The 17,809-nt window shown below is 55.1% G+C and carries 14 protein-coding genes, 1 tRNA gene and 2 pseudogenes; 10 read left to right on the top strand and 7 right to left on the bottom strand.

Translation table 11 applies throughout. The features are described 5' to 3' along the window. Positions 1-36: 36 nt before the first annotated feature. Positions 37-178 (bottom strand): annotated as a pseudogene (locus FAZ30_RS20755) (IS110 family transposase); the annotation flags it as partial. Between FAZ30_RS20755 and FAZ30_RS11895 the strand changes: the two are divergent. The 3 genes and pseudogenes from FAZ30_RS11895 to FAZ30_RS11885 all read left to right on the top strand — a co-directional run. Then, positions 176-325: pseudogene (locus tag FAZ30_RS11895) on the top strand (integrase core domain-containing protein); the annotation flags it as partial. The pseudogenes FAZ30_RS20755 and FAZ30_RS11895 sit on opposite strands and share 3 nt — an antisense overlap. A 174-nt stretch (positions 326-499) precedes the next feature. Continuing rightward, positions 500-742 (top strand): hypothetical protein, encoded by a 243-nt coding sequence (locus FAZ30_RS11890; RefSeq protein ID WP_137009475.1) that lies wholly within the window; start codon positions 500-502, stop codon positions 740-742. A gap of 12 nt (positions 743-754) precedes the next feature. Continuing rightward, a complete protein-coding gene (locus FAZ30_RS11885; protein WP_137009474.1) occupies positions 755-1,522 on the top strand; it encodes an abortive infection family protein in 768 nt (255 codons plus the stop codon). A 516-nt stretch (positions 1,523-2,038) separates the two neighbouring features. On the opposite strand, the gene FAZ30_RS11880 is transcribed toward FAZ30_RS11885, so the two are convergent. The 4 genes from FAZ30_RS11880 to FAZ30_RS11865 all read right to left on the bottom strand — a co-directional run bounded on the left by FAZ30_RS11880 (position 2,039) and on the right by FAZ30_RS11865 (position 5,616). Continuing rightward, positions 2,039-2,917, bottom strand: coding sequence for a DUF4145 domain-containing protein (locus tag FAZ30_RS11880; RefSeq protein ID WP_137009473.1), 879 nt, complete (start codon positions 2,915-2,917; stop codon positions 2,039-2,041). 232 nt (positions 2,918-3,149) lie between these two features. After that, on the bottom strand, positions 3,150-4,361 hold the full coding sequence (locus FAZ30_RS11875) for a helix-turn-helix domain-containing protein (protein WP_137009472.1): 1,212 nt from the start codon (positions 4,359-4,361) through the stop codon (positions 3,150-3,152). 9 nt (positions 4,362-4,370) lie between these two features. Then, the gene (locus FAZ30_RS11870; RefSeq protein ID WP_137009471.1) at positions 4,371-5,015 is read right to left on the bottom strand and encodes a hypothetical protein; all 645 of its coding nucleotides are present in this window, start codon (positions 5,013-5,015) and stop codon (positions 4,371-4,373) included. 510 nt (positions 5,016-5,525) lie between these two features. Beyond that, a tRNA-Ser gene (locus FAZ30_RS11865) sits at positions 5,526-5,616 on the bottom strand. A 203-nt stretch (positions 5,617-5,819) separates the two neighbouring features. Here FAZ30_RS11865 and FAZ30_RS11860 point away from each other — a divergent pair. Then, on the top strand, positions 5,820-6,344 hold the full coding sequence (locus tag FAZ30_RS11860) for a GNAT family N-acetyltransferase (protein WP_199731114.1): 525 nt from the start codon (positions 5,820-5,822) through the stop codon (positions 6,342-6,344). Between the two features lie 281 nt (positions 6,345-6,625). Continuing rightward, positions 6,626-7,540: a DMT family transporter gene (locus tag FAZ30_RS11855; RefSeq protein WP_199731115.1), complete on the top strand. Its 915-nt coding sequence runs from the start codon at positions 6,626-6,628 to the stop codon at positions 7,538-7,540. Between the two features lie 76 nt (positions 7,541-7,616). On the opposite strand, the gene FAZ30_RS11850 is transcribed toward FAZ30_RS11855, so the two are convergent. Both FAZ30_RS11850 and FAZ30_RS11845 read right to left on the bottom strand, forming a co-directional pair. Continuing rightward, positions 7,617-8,273 (bottom strand): hypothetical protein, encoded by a 657-nt coding sequence (locus FAZ30_RS11850; protein ID WP_137009470.1) that lies wholly within the window; start codon positions 8,271-8,273, stop codon positions 7,617-7,619. Positions 8,274-8,442: 169 nt separating this feature from the next. Then, complete coding sequence (locus tag FAZ30_RS11845) at positions 8,443-13,254, bottom strand: NAD-glutamate dehydrogenase (protein WP_124645572.1); 4,812 nt, start codon at positions 13,252-13,254, stop codon at positions 8,443-8,445. A 526-nt stretch (positions 13,255-13,780) separates the two neighbouring features. Between FAZ30_RS11845 and FAZ30_RS11840 the strand changes: the two genes are divergently transcribed. The 5 genes from FAZ30_RS11840 (at position 13,781) to FAZ30_RS11820 (ending at position 17,777) form a co-directional block, all read left to right on the top strand. Then, positions 13,781-14,545: an ABC transporter substrate-binding protein gene (locus FAZ30_RS11840; RefSeq protein WP_124645573.1), complete on the top strand. Its 765-nt coding sequence runs from the start codon at positions 13,781-13,783 to the stop codon at positions 14,543-14,545. 96 nt (positions 14,546-14,641) lie between these two features. After that, positions 14,642-15,406, top strand: coding sequence for an ABC transporter substrate-binding protein (locus FAZ30_RS11835; protein ID WP_124645574.1), 765 nt, complete (start codon positions 14,642-14,644; stop codon positions 15,404-15,406). Between the two features lie 67 nt (positions 15,407-15,473). Further along, positions 15,474-16,163: an ABC transporter permease gene (locus FAZ30_RS11830; RefSeq protein ID WP_124645575.1), complete on the top strand. Its 690-nt coding sequence runs from the start codon at positions 15,474-15,476 to the stop codon at positions 16,161-16,163. Continuing rightward, positions 16,160-16,891: an ABC transporter permease gene (locus FAZ30_RS11825; protein ID WP_103526398.1), complete on the top strand. Its 732-nt coding sequence runs from the start codon at positions 16,160-16,162 to the stop codon at positions 16,889-16,891. Before FAZ30_RS11830 ends, FAZ30_RS11825 begins: the two co-directional genes overlap by 4 nt. A gap of 88 nt (positions 16,892-16,979) precedes the next feature. Continuing rightward, positions 16,980-17,777 carry an ABC transporter ATP-binding protein gene (locus FAZ30_RS11820; protein ID WP_103526396.1) on the top strand — a complete coding sequence of 266 codons (798 nt, stop codon included), beginning with the start codon at positions 16,980-16,982 and terminating at the stop codon, positions 17,775-17,777. Positions 17,778-17,809: the final 32 nt, after the last annotated feature.

Here is a 17,809-nt window from a genome sequence, read left to right as displayed (position 1 = left end):
AAAGCAGGCACTCAAAATTCGATGTAACGCTGATAGTTTAGGAAAAATAATGCCAAACTCAGCAAGCAAGCCACGCAACTGGTTGCTTTGATTTTTCTGCTTTCACGAATCCCTGTCTTGCACGGTTCAGTACCACAAGGGCTTGCTGCTCGGGCCGTTTGATGGGGACAAACCACATGCCCATGGCATTCAGCACTTCCTGATTGAGCTTGGCAAGCCGAACCAGAATGCCTATATCGAATCGTTTAATGGGCGCTTCCGGGATGAGTGCCTGAACGAACACTGTTTTACCAGCCTGCGCCATTCACAGATCGTAATCGAAGCCTGACGAAGGGAATTCAACAATGATCAGCGTACTGAGTTTTTTATTTAAATAACGTATAAGAGTAAGGCAGGTAATCAGAGTGCAGTGGTGGTGTGCTGCGTCACTTTTTCAAGCCTCGAACACATCATTAAAGAGTGGAAAGATTTCGGAAAACGTAACCAAGGAAACCAAAAGATGAAGCTTGTTGAAGCTAAGGAGCTTGCCAGCAATTTTACAAATGAGACTATTCAGCAGCTTCATGAAGGTGTGCATAAGGCATTCGCCGTTGATGCTCAGACACCACCAACAAGCGCTGCGCCGTATGGCATTCATTCTTATGCCGACTGGCAGCAATGGAGCGATATTCTTGAGGAAGAACTGAGTAAAAGGGCGATTCCCTTTACGCCAGTTCCCTGGCTGAAGTCTGGCGAGGCCTAACCGGAAAAATTTATGCCAACATTAGATGTATGCTTATATGACACGAAGATTCGCGGCAAACTGATACTTGCGCTTCAGCGCGCCATATCAAAACAGTTCAGTGAAACTGACTGGACTGATTTCGGCTATTCTTCTGGCCAACATGATTACATCCGTGGTCATAGTAGACTCCTCCGAAGCCTACATTTCGGTGATGAGGACTACGGTAGCTGTGTCTTCCAAATTTTGGAACACTTGGCAGACTACGACCACGATGCGATCAAGCAGTTAATCGATCAGCCTAAAGTACGCCGCCAACTTAATAAAGACTCACCGGATATCCTTGCATTACTGGGGGTGGACATTGAACAGGTAAAGACAGATGTCCTCCCCGTGGTTTCTAGTGCTGACGTTGTGCTCCGAGCCTTAGCTGACGCCGAGCACCTGCTTCATGCCAATGGCCCGGTTAGCGCCGTAGACAGGCTCCATACGGCTCTACATGGCTATTTTCGTTCACTCTGCGCTGACTCCAGCATAGAGGCATCAAAAGACGCTTCAATCACCGCGCTTTTCAAAGCACTCCGTACTGATCATCCCTCACTCCAATTCCTTGGTGAACACGACAAGGATATGGTCAGGGTACTCAATGGATTTGCTAACGCTTTAGACGCGCTCAACTCAGTAAGAAATAACGCGAGCGTAGCTCATCCGAATGAGAATCTTTTGGATGAGCCTGAAGCAATGCTGGCGCTGAATGCAACTCGAACTGTTTTTAACTATGTTCGGACCAAAGTGAGTTGATCAGGAAAATGAAGGTATGCCACGAGTTAGCCAGAGCAAGGCCGTGGTAAGGCTCAGGGAGGTTCTGTGAGGTTTGTTCTTGTGGATAGTAACCTCGTTGTCGCCGGTCGCGCCTATGATGGCTTCCTGTTGTTGATCAACGACGAAGGGCCAGCCAGCGCAGGTGTGGCTGTGGAATCTACTGGGAAAAGCAGGACGCATCAGTAGCAAGAAGTCCTGGGAAGCCTATGGCCGTGCCGTCTACGACTTCTTCAGCTTTGTTCTGACCAATGGCTACGACTGGAAGCAGCCTGCTACACCAGGGACGTCAGGTACCATCAAGGCGGGGTACTCTCGAACTGCAACCATGTGCTATAAACCAACGCCTGCAGATAATCGTTCGCTTCTAGCACTGGGTGGTGCGCAAGGGCCACATTAAGCAGCTCCCCTTTGACCATACTACCCTTCAGACCAGTTTAATTAGGCGTGACTTTTCAGATATTGCCAATTTCCAATCTCACACGCCCACCTACTATTTTATAAAATGACAAAATGCTGAAATTTCTCTTTCGATCCAGCGTATGAATCTAGCTTTCCGAGAGAAAGCTTAGTGTAGGTTCCAGATGTTATATTTGAGATAAGCTGGGTTTCATGTGATTTTAGGTAACCGTGAAAACGACGAGCATCACGGCCCAATATCCGTGACAGTGGGAGTTCATCCCCCTTAGTTGCTACTGAAAGTTTGCTACTCAGTAGCGTTTCAAATTCAGTATAGTTCTTGATCAGAGTATCTAACGCACCACTTGCCGCACCATCTAAGATATAAAGACTAACAATTAAGTTCTCAATAATTCTTAGCGCAATCAGGAGACTGTTTGGATCAGATACATAAATTTCATGAGCTGCATCATTACCGAGAAAGCGAATTGCGTGTAGTCGATCCGCATCAATCGTTGACACAAGACCTGCTTTTGCTAGTTTATCAATTCTCTGCTCTAGTGACCTTCCTGTGACTTTTCTCTCATTACAGATCGCCTCAATAGTGGCACGCAGTCCAATACCAGCTAAAATGCTTGACTGTACTGTGATCGCCTCTAGTGACTGGCGATAAATTTCCGCAACTACGCTTGGCACTCGATCGATATCAGGAACTGCTTTGTGGCCCTTAAGGACAGAAGGGTAGGTTATTACATCCTTAGGAACTTCCCATTCATCCTCTTCAACTTGATAAACATCCTCAATCCAAGCGATCACTTTGCGGAAGCTCTTCGTTCCACAACCACGACACTCGACGATTTGATAGTGCGTATCCACCCGGTACTCATACTCACTCTCGATGTGATTAGCTAATACATCATGACGGGTATCACGATCACAGGCGCAGCATGGCGTGGTGACAACATTTTGTTTAGTCATATGATTCAGTTGCTATTGGTGTCTAGAAATTATTAAACAGGACAGCATGATGTCCATAGATCTCAATAGTGATTTTTTTATTATATGTTGCCTACGCACCTCAGTGAGCCACTTCATTCTGCACCCGAACACTTACTTCACCACTTGCAAGTTTTACGTCGTCTCCACCGGCTACAGCCATCCTGATAAAATATAGCTGTTCTCGGTTACCTTTCTACCATGCGGTGATTTACTACTTCACAGCACGCTGCCGGAGTGGCACCACTTTGCCTGGAGATGCACTAGATTGGTCTATGGGAGAGGATCGCCAAACCGGCGCATTAAGTTCTATAACCTTAGCAGGTTCGCTGCTCATAAACCCTTCAGGTAAAGAGCACAATCGCTCCAGATCCGTTGCCATAAACCCTGTTGTGCTCATAAGTACAGCCTTGCTAAAGCCACCTTGTTCAATCAGCATTTTGACTGCCCGAGGCATTAGGAAAGGTGTTTCCGCAGAGAGGACATCGTCCAAGGGCTCACCTTTTCGCCAACCACGAGAGCTGTAGTTCTTCCAGAGTCGAGTTGCGTAATCGCTATCGATTAAATCAAGCGACTTTGCTCTCATGATCAAAGCACCGATCGAGACCTTCCATTTTTTTTTGAGCGCCAGTAAGGTATCTAACGTAGGGTAGTTCAGTGCTCCAGCGATGCTTTCTGCAGGCATAAGGAATGCACTAGCAAACAAATGGGCTTGGCGTTCAAGTTCATTGTGGTGCAATTCCTCATCTACAGATGACAAACCACTATGCATGAGGATATGGCCTAGCTCATGAGCAACATCAAAGCGATTTCGGACAGCAGAGGTCTTATCTGCAGAGATAAACATATAAGGCCGGCCATCACTCTCAAACCAGCGAGAAACCCCATCCATTTTTAAATAGCCTAACGACTCTCTGGTCGTAATAATTCCTGCACCTTCAACGGCCCTAATCACATCCTCAATAGGTCCAATACCCAAACGCCACAGCTCTCGGCTTTGCATTGCCAAGAATTCTATCTCAGCGTCTGTTAACTCTAGCGCTTCATCTCTGCTCAACACCCTAGGCAAGGTCAACTGTGGCCAATCTATCCACTCTTGAATGCACAACGAGAGTTCATGCAGCCATTCAAGACGTGTACGAGCTACTGCTCGACCTGCTGCAGCCAATGAAGAATTCGACCTAAAGAAATAGGTACCGCTGCCATAATCTGGCAGCGGCTGAAGAAACCAAGTAGTAGGTAAAGACAATGCTTCTGCCACTCTCTCGAGTGCAGCAAACTCAGGCATCTGCTCACCACGCTCCCACTTTGAAATTGAGGGGCTGGATATGCCTGATGCCTTTGCCAATGCTGTTTGAGTCATCCCTCTAGCAGCTCGCGCCTGTGTAAGGCGTGCTCCCTGGAATCCTTTAACACCAATACGCATGATAAAACCCTATGCTTCCTTCGCTACACGCTCCACTTCATCTAGTCGCTTCTTGAGAGTGACAAGTGGCTCGAGTGGCTCTGCGGTAGACTGTTTTGATGCTTCTATCACATCGTTCAATGTGGCGATGAAGTGATAGCCGTCAAGCGTTGAGTAAGGTAGTGCAAAATAAATTTCTGGCTCACCTGCACGAGATTTACTCTCTGCAACTGCGACAACAAGGAAAAGCTTATCTTGAACAGCGCCAGCCTCAATTGCATCAAATAGGTCTGGTGTTATCGGCTCAAGGGCCTCGTTCATCTTGCCAAATTTTCTTGCGTACTTAGCCTGCTGCCAATGAACAGACTCAATCCGCGTGCCTCCCATCACAAAGCTGGGAAGATCTACTTTTGCGTAGTGATGGCCCTTAGGAGTTGTCGGTGCCATTGTCGCGACGTGTCCCACATCAACAGCCGCATTCACAACTTCTTGCAAAATATGAACAACTTGGGTGTGCCCTTGGTTGCTTGCTCTCAACTCAGTGGAGAACCACTTGTTAGCATAGTCAGCACACGCTTTGAAAGCTGCAGCCAACCTCTCCTCAAGCTTGATGGGAAATGTGCTACCGACCTCGAAAGCAATTCGTCGCAACAGCGCTGTATGTAGATCTTGCATAAAGAAAAATTGTCCTTGCTCGCATGAAAAGGTTAGAGATGTTGGGTTTTCTCTATTCGGAATTTTATACGATTATTTTTCGTTATGCTAGATGATGGAGTTACGGCAAATCAACGCCGTGGACTCTTCATCGACAATCATCTCGTGACTGCGCGCTCGCTACAAGCGATCCTTCTTTGCTGACGAACCGAATGGTCGCTCAGGCCGAAGCTCAGCCCTTACTCCAACCTACATAAAGCAAGAGCCACTGCCCCTGAAAGGGCAGTGGCTCTTGCTTTATGACTTTGCCTCGCTTGCCGTATACACCAGAAGTGTTGGTCAGTGTTACCGAATCTGGACCAATGCTAACCACCCGTTGCACCAATGCAACGGAAGGAACCGCTTACACAGAGTCCAAGATTGTCCAAAGTTGTAGCAAGACAGCAAGCAGCCAATGGCATACTGGATGGCATACTGCAAATTACATGCAACAAAAAAGCCCTGAATAATCAGGGCTTTAGTGTAGATATCTGGCGGAGAGGGGGGGATTCGAACCCCCGTTAGGGTATTACCCTAAACACGCTTTCCAGGCGTGCGACTTAAACCACTCATCCACCTCTCCAGATGGCTGCTGCAGTGCTGCAACAGAGAGGGCGATAATACAGGCACTGTCTGCGTTTGGCAAGATGCCAACAAAAAAACTGCTTGCCGAGCCGGGAGTTGCTGCAGTCGCTGCCACGCTTGACGTCATATGGGCGGAATTGATCGCAGCATGATCGCCATGCAGTAAACTGGCCGGCACCTTGTCCAGATGCAAAGCAAATCATGTTACCCATTTTTACCCCCAGATTGCGGCTGCGCGAATTCACCATGCAGGATGCACCGCTGGTGCTGGCCCTGCTGACGGACCCGGATTTCATCCGCAATGTGACGGATCGTGGCGTGCATACGCTGGAAGATGCCGGCCACTACATCAGCCGTGGCCCTCTGGTGAGCTACGCACAGCACGGCATCGGGCTGTGGTGTATGGAACGGCTGGATGATGATCTGCCCGTCGGCATGTGCGGGCTGATCCGGCGCGAAGGGCTGGCGGATGTTGATGTGGGCTATACCATGCTGCCGACATGGCGCGGGCTGGGCTATGCCAGCGAGGCTGCGGCTGCCTGTGTGCAGTATGGCCTGACACAATTGCGGCTGGAGCGGGTGGTGGCCTATATCAATGCCGACAATCTGGCATCGGCACGCGTGCTGCAAAAGGCTGGCCTGCATTGCTGCGGGCCTTTTGACTTCCCCGGAAGTAGCGTACCCACCCTGCTCTACAGCAGCGAACCGGCTCCAGCTCAGCCATAGCGCCTGCGACTGCCGGGCAAGACTTGCAGCAATGAGCATGGAGGAGATCGGGCACTTGGCCGAACCCCTCATGACCCCTCATGCGCAATCCCCGCCTGAGGCCAGGCTACGTCGGCCTAGCCCAAGGATTTCACACTCAAGCCATGACATCTGCCAGCTTACACGGTAGGCAAAGCCACTTAGATTTATTGCCCGAGCTGAGTATCTGTCATGTAGGGCAACACCTATTTTTCAAATAAGGGCAGCAACGGACCGATCCATGCACATCCAAGGAAAGTGCCATGTCACTGCCCACATCAGCATTTCGACGCTTTACGCTATTGATGCAGCATCGAGTCATGCTGGATGTGGCAGCCCCCATTGTGTTTCTTTTACTGTGGGCAACTGGATTTGCTGTGGTAAAAATTGGTTTGCAGCATATCGAACCGCTTACTTTCCTAGCATTACGTTATGGCTGTGTCGTCGCCATTCTTTTGCCCATCCAGCTTGGATTCCGCTTACCAGCTCCGCATCACGGCCGTGACTGGCTGAACATTTGCGTGATCGGCATTTGCATCCAAGTCATCTACTTTGGCGGAATCTATCTTGCACTCAGGGCAGGGCTATCTGCCGGAGCGCTGGCGCTTATTGTCTCCTTGCAACCCATTCTGGTTGCCGTGATTTCGCCAATCTGGATCAAAGAGCGCGTTTCAAGTAAGCAGTGGTACGGACTTAGTTTGGGCTTTGCTGGTGCGGCTATCGTCATCCTGTCAAAATCGGCCATTGAATCAACGCCGTGGCAGGGCATTGCGCTGAGTTGCATTGCCCTGGCTGGCATGACTCTGGGAGTGTTATATGAGAAGAAAACTTCAGCTTCCATGCACCCGATTTCCGCCACACTGATACAGACTAACGTAGGACTGCTGCTGATCGCACCACTCGCCATGTGGTTGGAGTCTGGACATATCGAGTGGCGTAGTGACATGCTATTTTCACTAGCTTATCTGGTGATCGGCAACTCGCTCATTGCGATTGGGCTACTTCTCCATCTTGTCCGGCATCGCCCTGCGGCCACGGTATCAGTACTCTTTTTCCTGGTCCCGCCATGTGCAGCCATTGTGGCGCAGATGCTACTAGGGGAGTCCATGCCTGGGCTTGCCTGGCTCGGGATTGGGCTTGCCGCTGCGGGCGTATGGCTGACCGTCAATCTTCGATAAACAGCAAGCCATGCCATAAAACAAAAAACCCCGCAAACCGTTTGCGGGGTTTTTCTTTAGCAGGCCAGTAGCAAGCTCAGGTCTGCACGCGCAGATCCTGCAAGCCGTCCGCCGCCGGCACATCGACATAACGAATCAGGCCTGGCAGCTCATCTGGCAGCGCCTGCTCTGCTGGCGCACCTTCCAGCAGCGCCAATACCGGCTGCAATACCACCTGGCGCAGCAGGCCTTCGTCGGCGCTCAGCGCATCCAGCCGCAGGCTGTAGGTCCACTCATCACCAAACGGTGACTCGGAATCTTCCCAACGCAGCAGACGCCCGGCCTGATTCACCCACGGCTGCCAGCCAGTGGCGGGGAAGCCGACATAGGCGTCGTAATCGAAGCTGAATTCACAGGTCCAGTGCGCAATATGCAGCACCGGGCCAAACGGTTCGCCCTCCCCGCTCAGCCCCCGCCTTGGCACACCGTCACCCGCCAGGCTGATCTGGAAGTCGAGAAAGGCCACGATGGTGTCCTTGCGCTTTTTCTTTTGCAGCAGCGGCAGGCTGCAGCACAGCGCCTGGCGGGATTCTCCGCGTTTTTGCTGCTCGGTCAGCGGCTTGCCCACGGTACACAGCCCGCTGGCCGGCAAGGCCTGCTGCAGTAATTCAATCAGCGCCTGCTCCAGCTGCTTGGCCTTGCGCCAGGCTTGTTCCGCATCGCGGGCGGAGGCATCGGCCTGTGTGTTCTGCATCTTGTCATTCCAGTCTGTTCGGCACGATAGATGCCGGAGTCAAGTGCGGATGATAGCCGGATTTGCCTGCCGCCGTCCGCCGCTTCGCGCAAATCCTCCTGCATTTTCGGCTGATGGACGTAAAAAAACCGGCCCCGCAGGGCCGGTTTGATACTGCAAGACCGATGAATCAGGCCAGCAGGTGGTTGTTGAGCTCACGCATGCCAGCAGACAGCATGGCCAGATCCAGCACGCTGAAGGACTGCAGCTCGGCAAACATCTGGTAGCACAGTTCCAGCTCGCTGCGACGCTTGGTCAGCCAGGCATCGGCAAAGGCCTTGTCACCGGAGGCTTCGCTGAGCGCCAGCTTGGCCAGCTTGCGATGCAGGCGATACAGGTCGTCACGCAGCGCCGAGCGGGCCAGCGACTGCCAGCGGTTGTCACGCGGCAGGCCGGTGATGGCGTCGCGCAGCCAGTCCAGTTGCAGATTGCGTCCCAGCTGGAAGTAGTTTTGTGCTACTTCGTCCAGCGACAGTTCGCCGCCTTCGCTGATTTCGATGATGTCCATCAGCGGTACGGCAAACTCCAGACGCGCCAGCACGCTGGCCAGCTCCTGCGGCATGTTCGGCAGGCTCAGGCGGGCTTCCAGCTCGGCCACGGCCGGGTACTGTTTGGCATCCACCAGTGCCGGCAGACGTGCCAGCAGTGCCTGCACCTTGCCGGCGTACTGTTCGATCACGGCATTCACCGAGGTGAACGGACGCTTGTTACGCAGCACCCAGCGGGTGACGCGCTCGATCAGGGTACGCACCAGCACCATCATTTCCATTTGCTGGTCGGCCGGCACCTGGTTGTCCAGTGCCTCGATGCGACCCCACAGGGTATCGGCATCGAACACACGGCTGGCAATCCACCAGGCACGGGCGATGTCGGCAGCAGAGAACGGCGACTCTTCCTGCAGACGGAACACGAAGGTGGTGCCCATGCGGTTGATGATCTGGTTGGCCAGCTGGTTGGCAATGATTTCGCGACGCAGCTGATGCTGCTGCATCTGCGCACCAAAGCGCTGTTGCAGCGGCTGCGGGAAGTAGTTGACCAGTACCGGCAGGAAGTCGGCATCATCCGGCACATCGGTCGCCAGGATGGCCTGATCCAGCGAAATCTTGCTGTAAGCCAGCAGAACGGCGATTTCCGGTACGGTCAGGCCCTGACGCGCCAGACGGCGTTCGTTGATCTGGGTTTCCGACGGCAGGTATTCGATTTCGCGGTTCAGCTCGCCAGTCTTTTCCATGTGCGAAATCATGCGCGCATGGGTAGACAGCATGGACGCCGCTTCCAGACGCTTGATCGCCAGGATCTGGGTTTGCAGCACGTTGTTGCGCAGCACCAGATGGCCCACTTCGTCGGTCATCTCGGCCAGCAGCTCATTACGCTGTTTCAGCGTCATATCGCCAGCCTGCATCACCGCACCCAGCAGGATCTTGATGTTGACTTCGTGGTCGGAGCAATCCACACCAGCGGAGTTGTCGATGGCGTCGGTGGCGATACGTCCACCGCACAGCGCGAATTCGACACGACCCAACTGGGTGCAAGTCAGGTTACCGCCTTCGGCCACCACACGGGCTTGCAGTTCGTTGCCATTGACACGTACCGGATCGCAGGCGCGGTCGCGGGCGTCGGCATGACTCTGGGTGGAAGCCTTGATGTAAGTACCGATACCGCCGTTGTACAGCAGGTCGATCTTGGCCTTGAGGATTTCATGGATCAGCTCGTTCGGCGCCATGCTGTCCTTGTCGGTTTCCAGCCAGGCTTTGACTTCAGCCGACAGCGGAATGGACTTGGCCGAGCGTTCGAAAATGCCGCCGCCCTTGGAAATCAGCTCGCGGTTGTAATCAGACCAGCTGGAACGCGGCAGATTGAACAGGCGCGCACGTTCGGCAAAGCTGGTCTTGGCGTCCGGAGTCGGGTCCAGGAAGATGTGCAGATGGTTGAACGCAGCCTTCAGGCAGATGTGTTCGGACAGCAGCATGCCGTTGCCGAATACGTCGCCAGCCATGTCGCCAATGCCGATCACGCTGAAATCCTGCTCCTGGGTATTGATGCCCAGATGACGGAAGTGGCGCTTGACCGATTCCCAGGCACCGCGGGCGGTAATGCCCATACCCTTGTGGTCGTAACCGGCCGAACCACCGGAAGCAAAGGCATCGCCCAGCCAGAAGCCGTAGGATTCGGAAATGCCGTTGGCGATGTCGGAGAAGGTTGCCGTGCCCTTGTCGGCAGCCACCACCAGGTACGGATCATCCGGGTCCAGACGGCGTACGTCCTTGGGCGGAATGATCTGACCGGTCACCAGGTTGTCGGTAAGGTCCAGCAGCGCGGAGATGAAAATCTTGTAGCAGGCAATGCCTTCCGCCAGGAAGGCTTCGCGGTCGCTCGGTGCCGGCAGTTGCTTGCCGACAAAGCCGCCCTTGGAACCCATCGGCACGATGACGGAGTTCTTCACCATCTGCGCCTTCACCAGACCCAGCACTTCGGTACGGAAGTCTTCCATGCGGTCGGACCAGCGCAGGCCACCACGCGCTACCTTGGAACCGCGCAGATGCACGCCTTCCACACGCGGGCTGTACACCCAGATTTCAAACATCGGCCGCGGCTGCGGCAGGAAAGGAATCTGGTTGGATTCCAGCTTGAAGGAGATGTAGGACTTGAACTCGCCCGCTGCATCCTTCTGCCAGAAGTTGGTACGACGGGTCGCCAGAATCACCGCCAGGAAGCCGTTCAGGATACGGTCTTCGTCCAGATTGGCCACATTGTCCAGCTGCTCTTTCACTTCGGTCAGCAGGGCATCGGCGCGGGCATCATCGGCATTGGCCGGGTCCAGACGCGCCACAAACAGCGCCACCAGACGACGGGTGATTTCCGGATAGTTGGCCACGCACTGTTCCAGATAGCTCTGGCTGAAGGTGAGGCCGCCCTGACGCAGATACTTGGCCAGTGCGCGCACCAGCGAGATTTCACGCCAGTCGAGGCCGGCGATCAGCGCCAGACGGTTGAAACCGTCGTTTTCGCAGCGCTTGGCAAACACCTGGGCCAGCAGTTCCTGGAAGTCTTTCTGTACTGCGTCTACCGACATCTGCTCGAAGAAGGCACCTACGTCCAGGCCGAAATCGCTGATCCACACCGAGGAGCCGTCTTCACGCTCCACGCGGTACGGATGCTCGTCGCTCACCTTGACACCCATGTTTTCCAGGATGGGCAGGCTGGCGGACAGGCTCATCGGCTCGCCTTCGCGGAACAGCTTCAGGTTGAACGCCTGATTGCCACGATGGAAAGGACGGTACAGCTTCATCGCCAGCGGGTGACCGGCAGAAACAGATTCCAGCAGTTGTACGTCCAGCACAGCGTTGCGTACGGCAAATTCTTCACGGTAGGCCACCGGAAAGGCAGTGCGATAACGCTTGAACAGCAGGTTGCCGGCTTCTTCGCCATGTATTTCCACCAGCTGCTGGTGCATTTCTTCTACCCAGCCGCGCACCAGACGGGCGATTTCCGCCTCGATGTCCGATTCACGGAAGGCCGGCAGCTTGGAGGCATTGGTACGGATGATGTAATGCACGCGCGCCAGCGAGCTGTCGCTGATCTGCACGCTGAACTCGGCCGAATTGCCATTAAAGGCAGTCATCAGCACTTTTTCGATTTTCAGGCGCACTTCGGTATTGAAGCTGTCACGCGGCACGTAGACCAGGCTGCTCACATAACGGTGGTAGCGGTCCTTGCGCACAAACAGGCGCACGCGCGGGCGCTCCTGCAGGCTGACAATGCCTTCGGCAATCGGGCCCAGCACATCGGCCGGGATTTCAAACAGCTCGTCGCGCGGATAGCTTTCCAGCACGAAGCCCAGCGTCTTGGCCTTGTAGCTGTCGTCCACGTAGTCGCAGTTGGCCACCACATTGGCCACTTTCTGGCGCACCAGCGGAATGTCCTTGGGCGAAGCCTGATAGGCGCTGGCGGTGTACAGGCCGAGGAAGCGGCGCTCGCCGATCACTTCACCCTTGTCGTTGAAGCGCTTGATGCCGACAAAGTCGACATAGGCCGGACGGTGGATGATGGAGCGGGTTTGCGACTTGTTCAGGATGATCAGCTGCGGCAGGTGCGCCAGCTCGCGTAGTTCTTGCGGCAGGGTTTCAAAGCTGGCGGAGTATTCCTTGTCGCCCTGGTCGCGCAGGATGCCCAGGCCAGAATCCTTGACGATCTTCAGGCTGTCCTTGCCATCGCGCTTGACCAGGTCGTAGTCGCAATAGCCCATGAACAGGAAATGATTGCCAGCCATCCAGCCGAGGAAATCCACGGCTTCCTTGGCTTCGGCAGCGCGTTCGCCCTTGACCTTGGCCAGGTCCTTGCCGATTTCGCCCACCACTTCGCGCATTTTCGGCTCGTCGCTGACCAGCAGACGGATATCGGCGATGATGCGGTTCAGTTCGCTTTCCAGCTTGTGCAGGGTGGCGGCATCGCTGACGCGGTCGATCTGCACGTGGATGAAGGATTCCAGCGGCAGGCTGCGGTCCTGCGTACGCTTGATTTCCTGCAGATTGCCATTCTTGTCACGGCCAACCGACAGCACCGGATGCACCAGCAGGTGCAGATTGATGTTGTAGCGGGACAGCAGCATGGAAATGGAGTCGATGAGGAAAGGCATGTCATCGTTGACGACTTCAATCACCGAATGGGTACTCTGCCAGCCATCGCGCTCGAAATCGGGAGTATAGATGCGTACCTTGTGCTGACCGGGGCTGCGCTTGCGGGCGAACTCGAAATGGGCCAGCGCGGCGCCAAACAGGTCCAGCGACGAGAACTGGCGCAGGTCGGCATGCTCGGTTTCTTCGAAGTAGATCGGGAAGAAGCCGGCGAGTTGTTGTGTCTCCTTGGATGAAAGCTTGCTCTGTGCAACGGCCTGGATATCAGCAATCAGGCTCGCCAGTTCGGTCTTGTTGGTAAGCGACATGGGGCTTCTCTTGTTGTATGCACGGTTTGTGTCGGGGCATTGTAGTAACCCCGCTACCATCGGGATTTCCTTAATGCGACACCGACTTACAGAAAGATGGGATGCAGTGCAGCATGAAAAACCCGCCGCATGGGCAGGGCTGGTTTTTCTCCCACTATTTGCCTTATAGCAATGCGACAGCCAATTACAAAATGGCTTGCACAGCCTACATTGTATACAATCCGACAATCAATAGTTAAGTGCATGATTTTGATGACGTTTCACTTTGAATACAAATAGGGGTAAAATGCGCCCCTTCGCAATTTTGGGCTATCCGCCGCAAATGCGACTGATTGTTGGGCTGGACATTTCCTGCCACCATTGCCTGGCGTCTTCACAGGAGGCGTATGCAGGCATAACAACAACAGGTTCCGGCCGCGCTATCGTACCCGTTACGGCAGCCATCCCATCCACGCCGGGTTTACAAAGTAAGACCATGAGAAAGATCGCACGATCTTTCTTTGCCATGCGAGAAGCAGAGACACATATGAAGAAGGTCATTTTTGCTGCTGCAGTTGCAGTCAGCCTGTCCGGTTTTGCCGCCCATGCCGAAACCATCCGCTTTGGTGTAGACCTGAACTACCCCCCGTTCTCCAAACAGGGGGCCGATGGCAAGCCGGAAGGTTTTGACATCGACATGGCCAAGGCACTGTGCACCGCCATGAAAGTAAGCTGCCAGATCGTGCCGCAGGACTGGGACGGCCTGATTCCCGCATTGAATGCCAATAAGTTCGACGCCATCCTGTCTTCGATGCAGATCACCGAAGAGCGCAAGAAGGCGGTCGACTTCAGCAACAAGTACTACAACATCGCCAGCCGCATCATTGCCAAGAGCAATACCCAGGTCACCCAGACCGCGTTCAAGGGCAAGAAGATCGGCGTGCTGCGCGCCTCTACCCAGGAAAAGTTCGCCCGCGATTTCTGGGGCAAGAGCGGTGCCACCATCGTGGCCTACACCAAGTCACCTGAATCCTTCCTCGACCTGAAAGCCGGCCGCGTTGATGCCGTCTTCGTTGATGGCGCGGTAGGCGAACAGGAATTCCTCAAGACTGACGGCGGCAAGGGTTACGCCTTTGTCGGCCCCAACTACGCCGACGTGAAATACTTCGGCCTGGGTGCGGGCATCGCCGTGAAAAAGGGCAATCAGGCACTGAGCAGCCGCCTGAACAAGGCCATCGAGCAGATCCGCAAGGATGGCAGCTATAAGAAAGTACAGGACAAGTACTTCCGCTTTGACGTCTACGGCGGCTAACACGGCAAGCCCTGCCGTCTAGCCCTATCCTGCCGGCGACACGCTCGCCGGCAGGCATCGCCACACATAACAACGACAAGACTCACCGGAGAAACCATGTTCAAGTCCCTCATGGTGCTGGGCGCGTGCGCGCTCGGCATGACCACGGCCGCCCATAGCGAAACCCTGCGCTTTGCCACCGACGCCAGTTACCCCCCGTTCTCCCAGCAAGGCCCTGATGGCAAGATGAAGGGCTTCGACCCCGATATCGCCCAGGCTCTGTGCACGGCCATGAAAGTGACTTGCGAAGTGGTGCCGCAAGACTTCGACGGCATCATCCCTGCCCTGCAGACCCGCAAGTTCGATGCCATCATCGCCTCGATGAACATCACCGAAGAGCGCAAGAAGGTCGTCAGCTTCTCGAACAAGTACTACAACATGCCCAGCCGGCTGGTTGCCAAACAGGGTAGCCAGATCAACGATGCTTGGTTCAAGGGCAAGAAAATCGGCGTGCTGCGCTCGTCCATCCAGGAAAAATACGCCCGCGACAACTGGGTGAAGCTGGGTGCCAAACTGGTGTCCTACGCCAAGGCCCCGGAATCCTTCCTCGACCTGAAGGCCGGCCGCGTGGATGCCAGCTTTGTCGATGCCGCCGTGGGTGAGTCCGACTTCATCAAGACACCGTCCGGCAAGGGCTATGCATTTGCCGGCCCGGAATACAACGAGGTGAAATACTTCGGTGAAGGCGCGGCCGTCGCCGTACGCAAGACCGACCAGGCCCTGCTGGCCCGCATCAACAAGGCATTGCAGCAGATTCGTGCCGACGGCAGCTACGACAAGATCCAGAAGAAGTACTTCAGCTTCGACATCTACGGCAAATAAACCGTTGCGGTGGTGACGGCAGCCCGCTGCCGTCACCGTCCCTTCCCGGGAAACACAGGGGTAGTACATGTTTTTACACGGATATCTTCCCAGCATCCTCGACGGCGCGGTGCTGACGCTGAAGCTGGCAGCGGCATCGCTGGCCGTTTCAGTGGTACTGGGCCTGATCGGTGCCATGTTCAAGATGGCCCCGTCCAAAGCCTTGCGTACGCTGGCCGAGCTGTATTCCACCGTGGTGCGCGGCGTGCCGGACCTGGTGTGGATGTTTTTGCTGTTCTTCGGCGTGCAGATGCTGCTGAACGATGCCGCCACGGCCATGGGCCTGGCAGCACCGGACATCGACCCCTTTATCGCCGGGGTGCTGACACTGGGCTTCATTTTCGGTGCCTATATGACCGAAACCTTTCGCGGCGCCATCATGGCGGTGCCCAAGGGGCAGATGGAAGCCGGTGCCGCCTATGGCATGGGGCCGCTGCGCATCTTCCTGCGCATCACTTTTCCGCAAATGGTGCGCTTCGCCCTGCCCAGCTTCACCAACAACTGGCTGGTACTGGTGAAATCCACCGCGCTGGTATCGGTGATCGGCCTGAATGACGTGATGTATCGCGCCGATGCAGCCAAGTCCAATACCCAGGAGCCGTTTACCGTCTACATGCTGGTGGCGGTGATCTTCCTGGTGATCACCAGCGTTTCCAACATCCTGCTGGGCATGCTGGAGCGCCGTTATTCCACCGGTCTGAAGGAGAACGGCCTGTGATCGACTTTCACCTGATTCTGGACAAGCTGCCGGCCTTTCTGGGCGGAGCCGATGGCCAGCCGCTGCTGAGTACCAGCGACGGCATCGTCATGACGCTGCAACTGCTGGGCGCATCGCTGCTGCTGGGCATGCTGCTGGCCATTCCGCTGGCACTGGGCCGGGTATCGAAAAACCGCCTGCTCTCCGGCAGCGTCTGGCTGTATACCTATGTGTTCCGCGGCACACCGCTGTTGGTACAGCTGTTCATCATCTATTACGGCCTGTCGCAGTTTGACGCGGTACGGGATAGCTGGATGTGGCAATACCTGCAGGATGCCTGGTTCTGCGCCATTCTGGCCTTCACCCTGAATACCGCCGCCTATACCACCGAAATCATCGCCGGCCAGATTCGCACCACCCACTGGGGCGAAATCGAGGCAGCACGTGCCATGGGCATGAGCAAATGGTTGATGATGCGCCGTATCGTGATTCCGTCTGCCCTGCGTCGTGCCCTGCCGGCCTATAGCAACGAAGTGATCATGATGATGCAAAGCACGGCGGTAGCCGGCCTGGTCACCCTGGCCGACATCACCGGCGTGGCACGCCGCATCTACAGCGACACCTATATGGCGTTCGAGCCGTTTCTGGTGGCAGGTGCCATCTATCTGGCACTGACCTTTCTGTTTGTCTGGCTATTCAAGCAGGCAGAGCAACGCTGGCTGGCCTATCTGGCCCCGCGCAAGCATTGACAGCGTGGGCGGCAATAGCGCCGCCCTCTTTCAGCAATGGCCGCCATCCCACAGCGGCAGATGAAACCTTAGAACAAGGGTTGCAAGCATGAAACATACCGACGCGGCACCAGCCACCAACATCAAACTGCGCGTTGCCGACCTGCACAAAAGCTATGGCAGCCACGAAGTCCTCAAGGGTGTATCGCTTACCGCGCATGCCGGCGATGTGATCAGCATCATCGGCTCCTCCGGCTCGGGCAAGAGTACCTTCCTGCGCTGCATCAACATGCTGGAGCATCCCAATAGCGGGCAGATCCAGCTGGGCGGCGAAGAGCTGCAACTGGTCGCCGACAAGAAAACCGGCGCGCTGCGTGCCGCCAGCCACAAGCAGCTGGAACGCATCCGCACCAAACTGGCCATGGTGTTCCAGCACTTCAATCTGTGGGCACACATGACCGTGCTGGAAAACATCATCGAAGCGCCCATCCACGTACTGGGCCTCTCCCGCGACGAAGCCATTGCCCGCGCACGCAAATACCTGGACAAGGTGGGGCTGAAGGATGTCGAGGGCAAATACCCCTCTCACATGTCCGGTGGCCAGCAACAGCGTGTCGCCATTGCCCGCGCCCTGGCCATGGAACCGGAGGTGATGCTGTTTGACGAACCGACATCCGCACTGGACCCGGAACTCGTCGGCGAAGTACTGCGCGTCATGCAGGACCTGGCGCGTGAAGGCCGCACCATGGTGGTGGTCACCCACGAAATGGGCTTTGCCCGCGAGGTGTCCAACCACGTGATTTTCCTGCACAAAGGGAAAATCGAAGAGCAAGGCAACCCCAAGGAAGTGCTGGTCAATCCGCAAAGTGAGCGGCTTGCACAATTCCTCTCCGGCAGTCTTAAATAAATCGTACAATGCCTGTCAGATAGCAGCGTCAT

Source organism: Aquitalea aquatilis (assembly GCF_005155025.1).
In the GTDB taxonomy this organism is placed as follows: Bacteria; Pseudomonadota; Gammaproteobacteria; order Burkholderiales; family Chromobacteriaceae; genus Aquitalea; species Aquitalea aquatilis.
Note: the sequence above shows the minus strand (reverse complement) of the source record. Positions and strands in the feature narration are given on the sequence as shown.

Excerpts from the sequence above, each read along its gene's own strand:
- FAZ30_RS11890 (WP_137009475.1), top strand. The coding sequence starts at position 500 with ATGAAGCTTGTTGAAGCTAAGGAGCTTGCCAGCAATTTTACAAATGAG.
- FAZ30_RS11885 (WP_137009474.1), top strand. The coding sequence starts at position 755 with ATGCCAACATTAGATGTATGCTTATATGACACGAAGATTCGCGGCAAA.
- FAZ30_RS11880 (WP_137009473.1), bottom strand. The coding sequence starts at position 2,917 with ATGACTAAACAAAATGTTGTCACCACGCCATGCTGCGCCTGTGATCGT.
- FAZ30_RS11875 (WP_137009472.1), bottom strand. The coding sequence starts at position 4,361 with ATGCGTATTGGTGTTAAAGGATTCCAGGGAGCACGCCTTACACAGGCG.
- FAZ30_RS11870 (WP_137009471.1), bottom strand. The coding sequence starts at position 5,015 with ATGCAAGATCTACATACAGCGCTGTTGCGACGAATTGCTTTCGAGGTC.
- FAZ30_RS11860 (WP_199731114.1), top strand. The coding sequence starts at position 5,820 with ATGTTACCCATTTTTACCCCCAGATTGCGGCTGCGCGAATTCACCATG.
- FAZ30_RS11855 (WP_199731115.1), top strand. The coding sequence starts at position 6,626 with ATGTCACTGCCCACATCAGCATTTCGACGCTTTACGCTATTGATGCAG.
- FAZ30_RS11850 (WP_137009470.1), bottom strand. The coding sequence starts at position 8,273 with ATGCAGAACACACAGGCCGATGCCTCCGCCCGCGATGCGGAACAAGCC.
- FAZ30_RS11845 (WP_124645572.1), bottom strand. The coding sequence starts at position 13,254 with ATGTCGCTTACCAACAAGACCGAACTGGCGAGCCTGATTGCTGATATC.
- FAZ30_RS11840 (WP_124645573.1), top strand. The coding sequence starts at position 13,781 with ATGAAGAAGGTCATTTTTGCTGCTGCAGTTGCAGTCAGCCTGTCCGGT.
- FAZ30_RS11835 (WP_124645574.1), top strand. The coding sequence starts at position 14,642 with ATGTTCAAGTCCCTCATGGTGCTGGGCGCGTGCGCGCTCGGCATGACC.
- FAZ30_RS11830 (WP_124645575.1), top strand. The coding sequence starts at position 15,474 with ATGTTTTTACACGGATATCTTCCCAGCATCCTCGACGGCGCGGTGCTG.
- FAZ30_RS11820 (WP_103526396.1), top strand. The coding sequence starts at position 16,980 with ATGAAACATACCGACGCGGCACCAGCCACCAACATCAAACTGCGCGTT.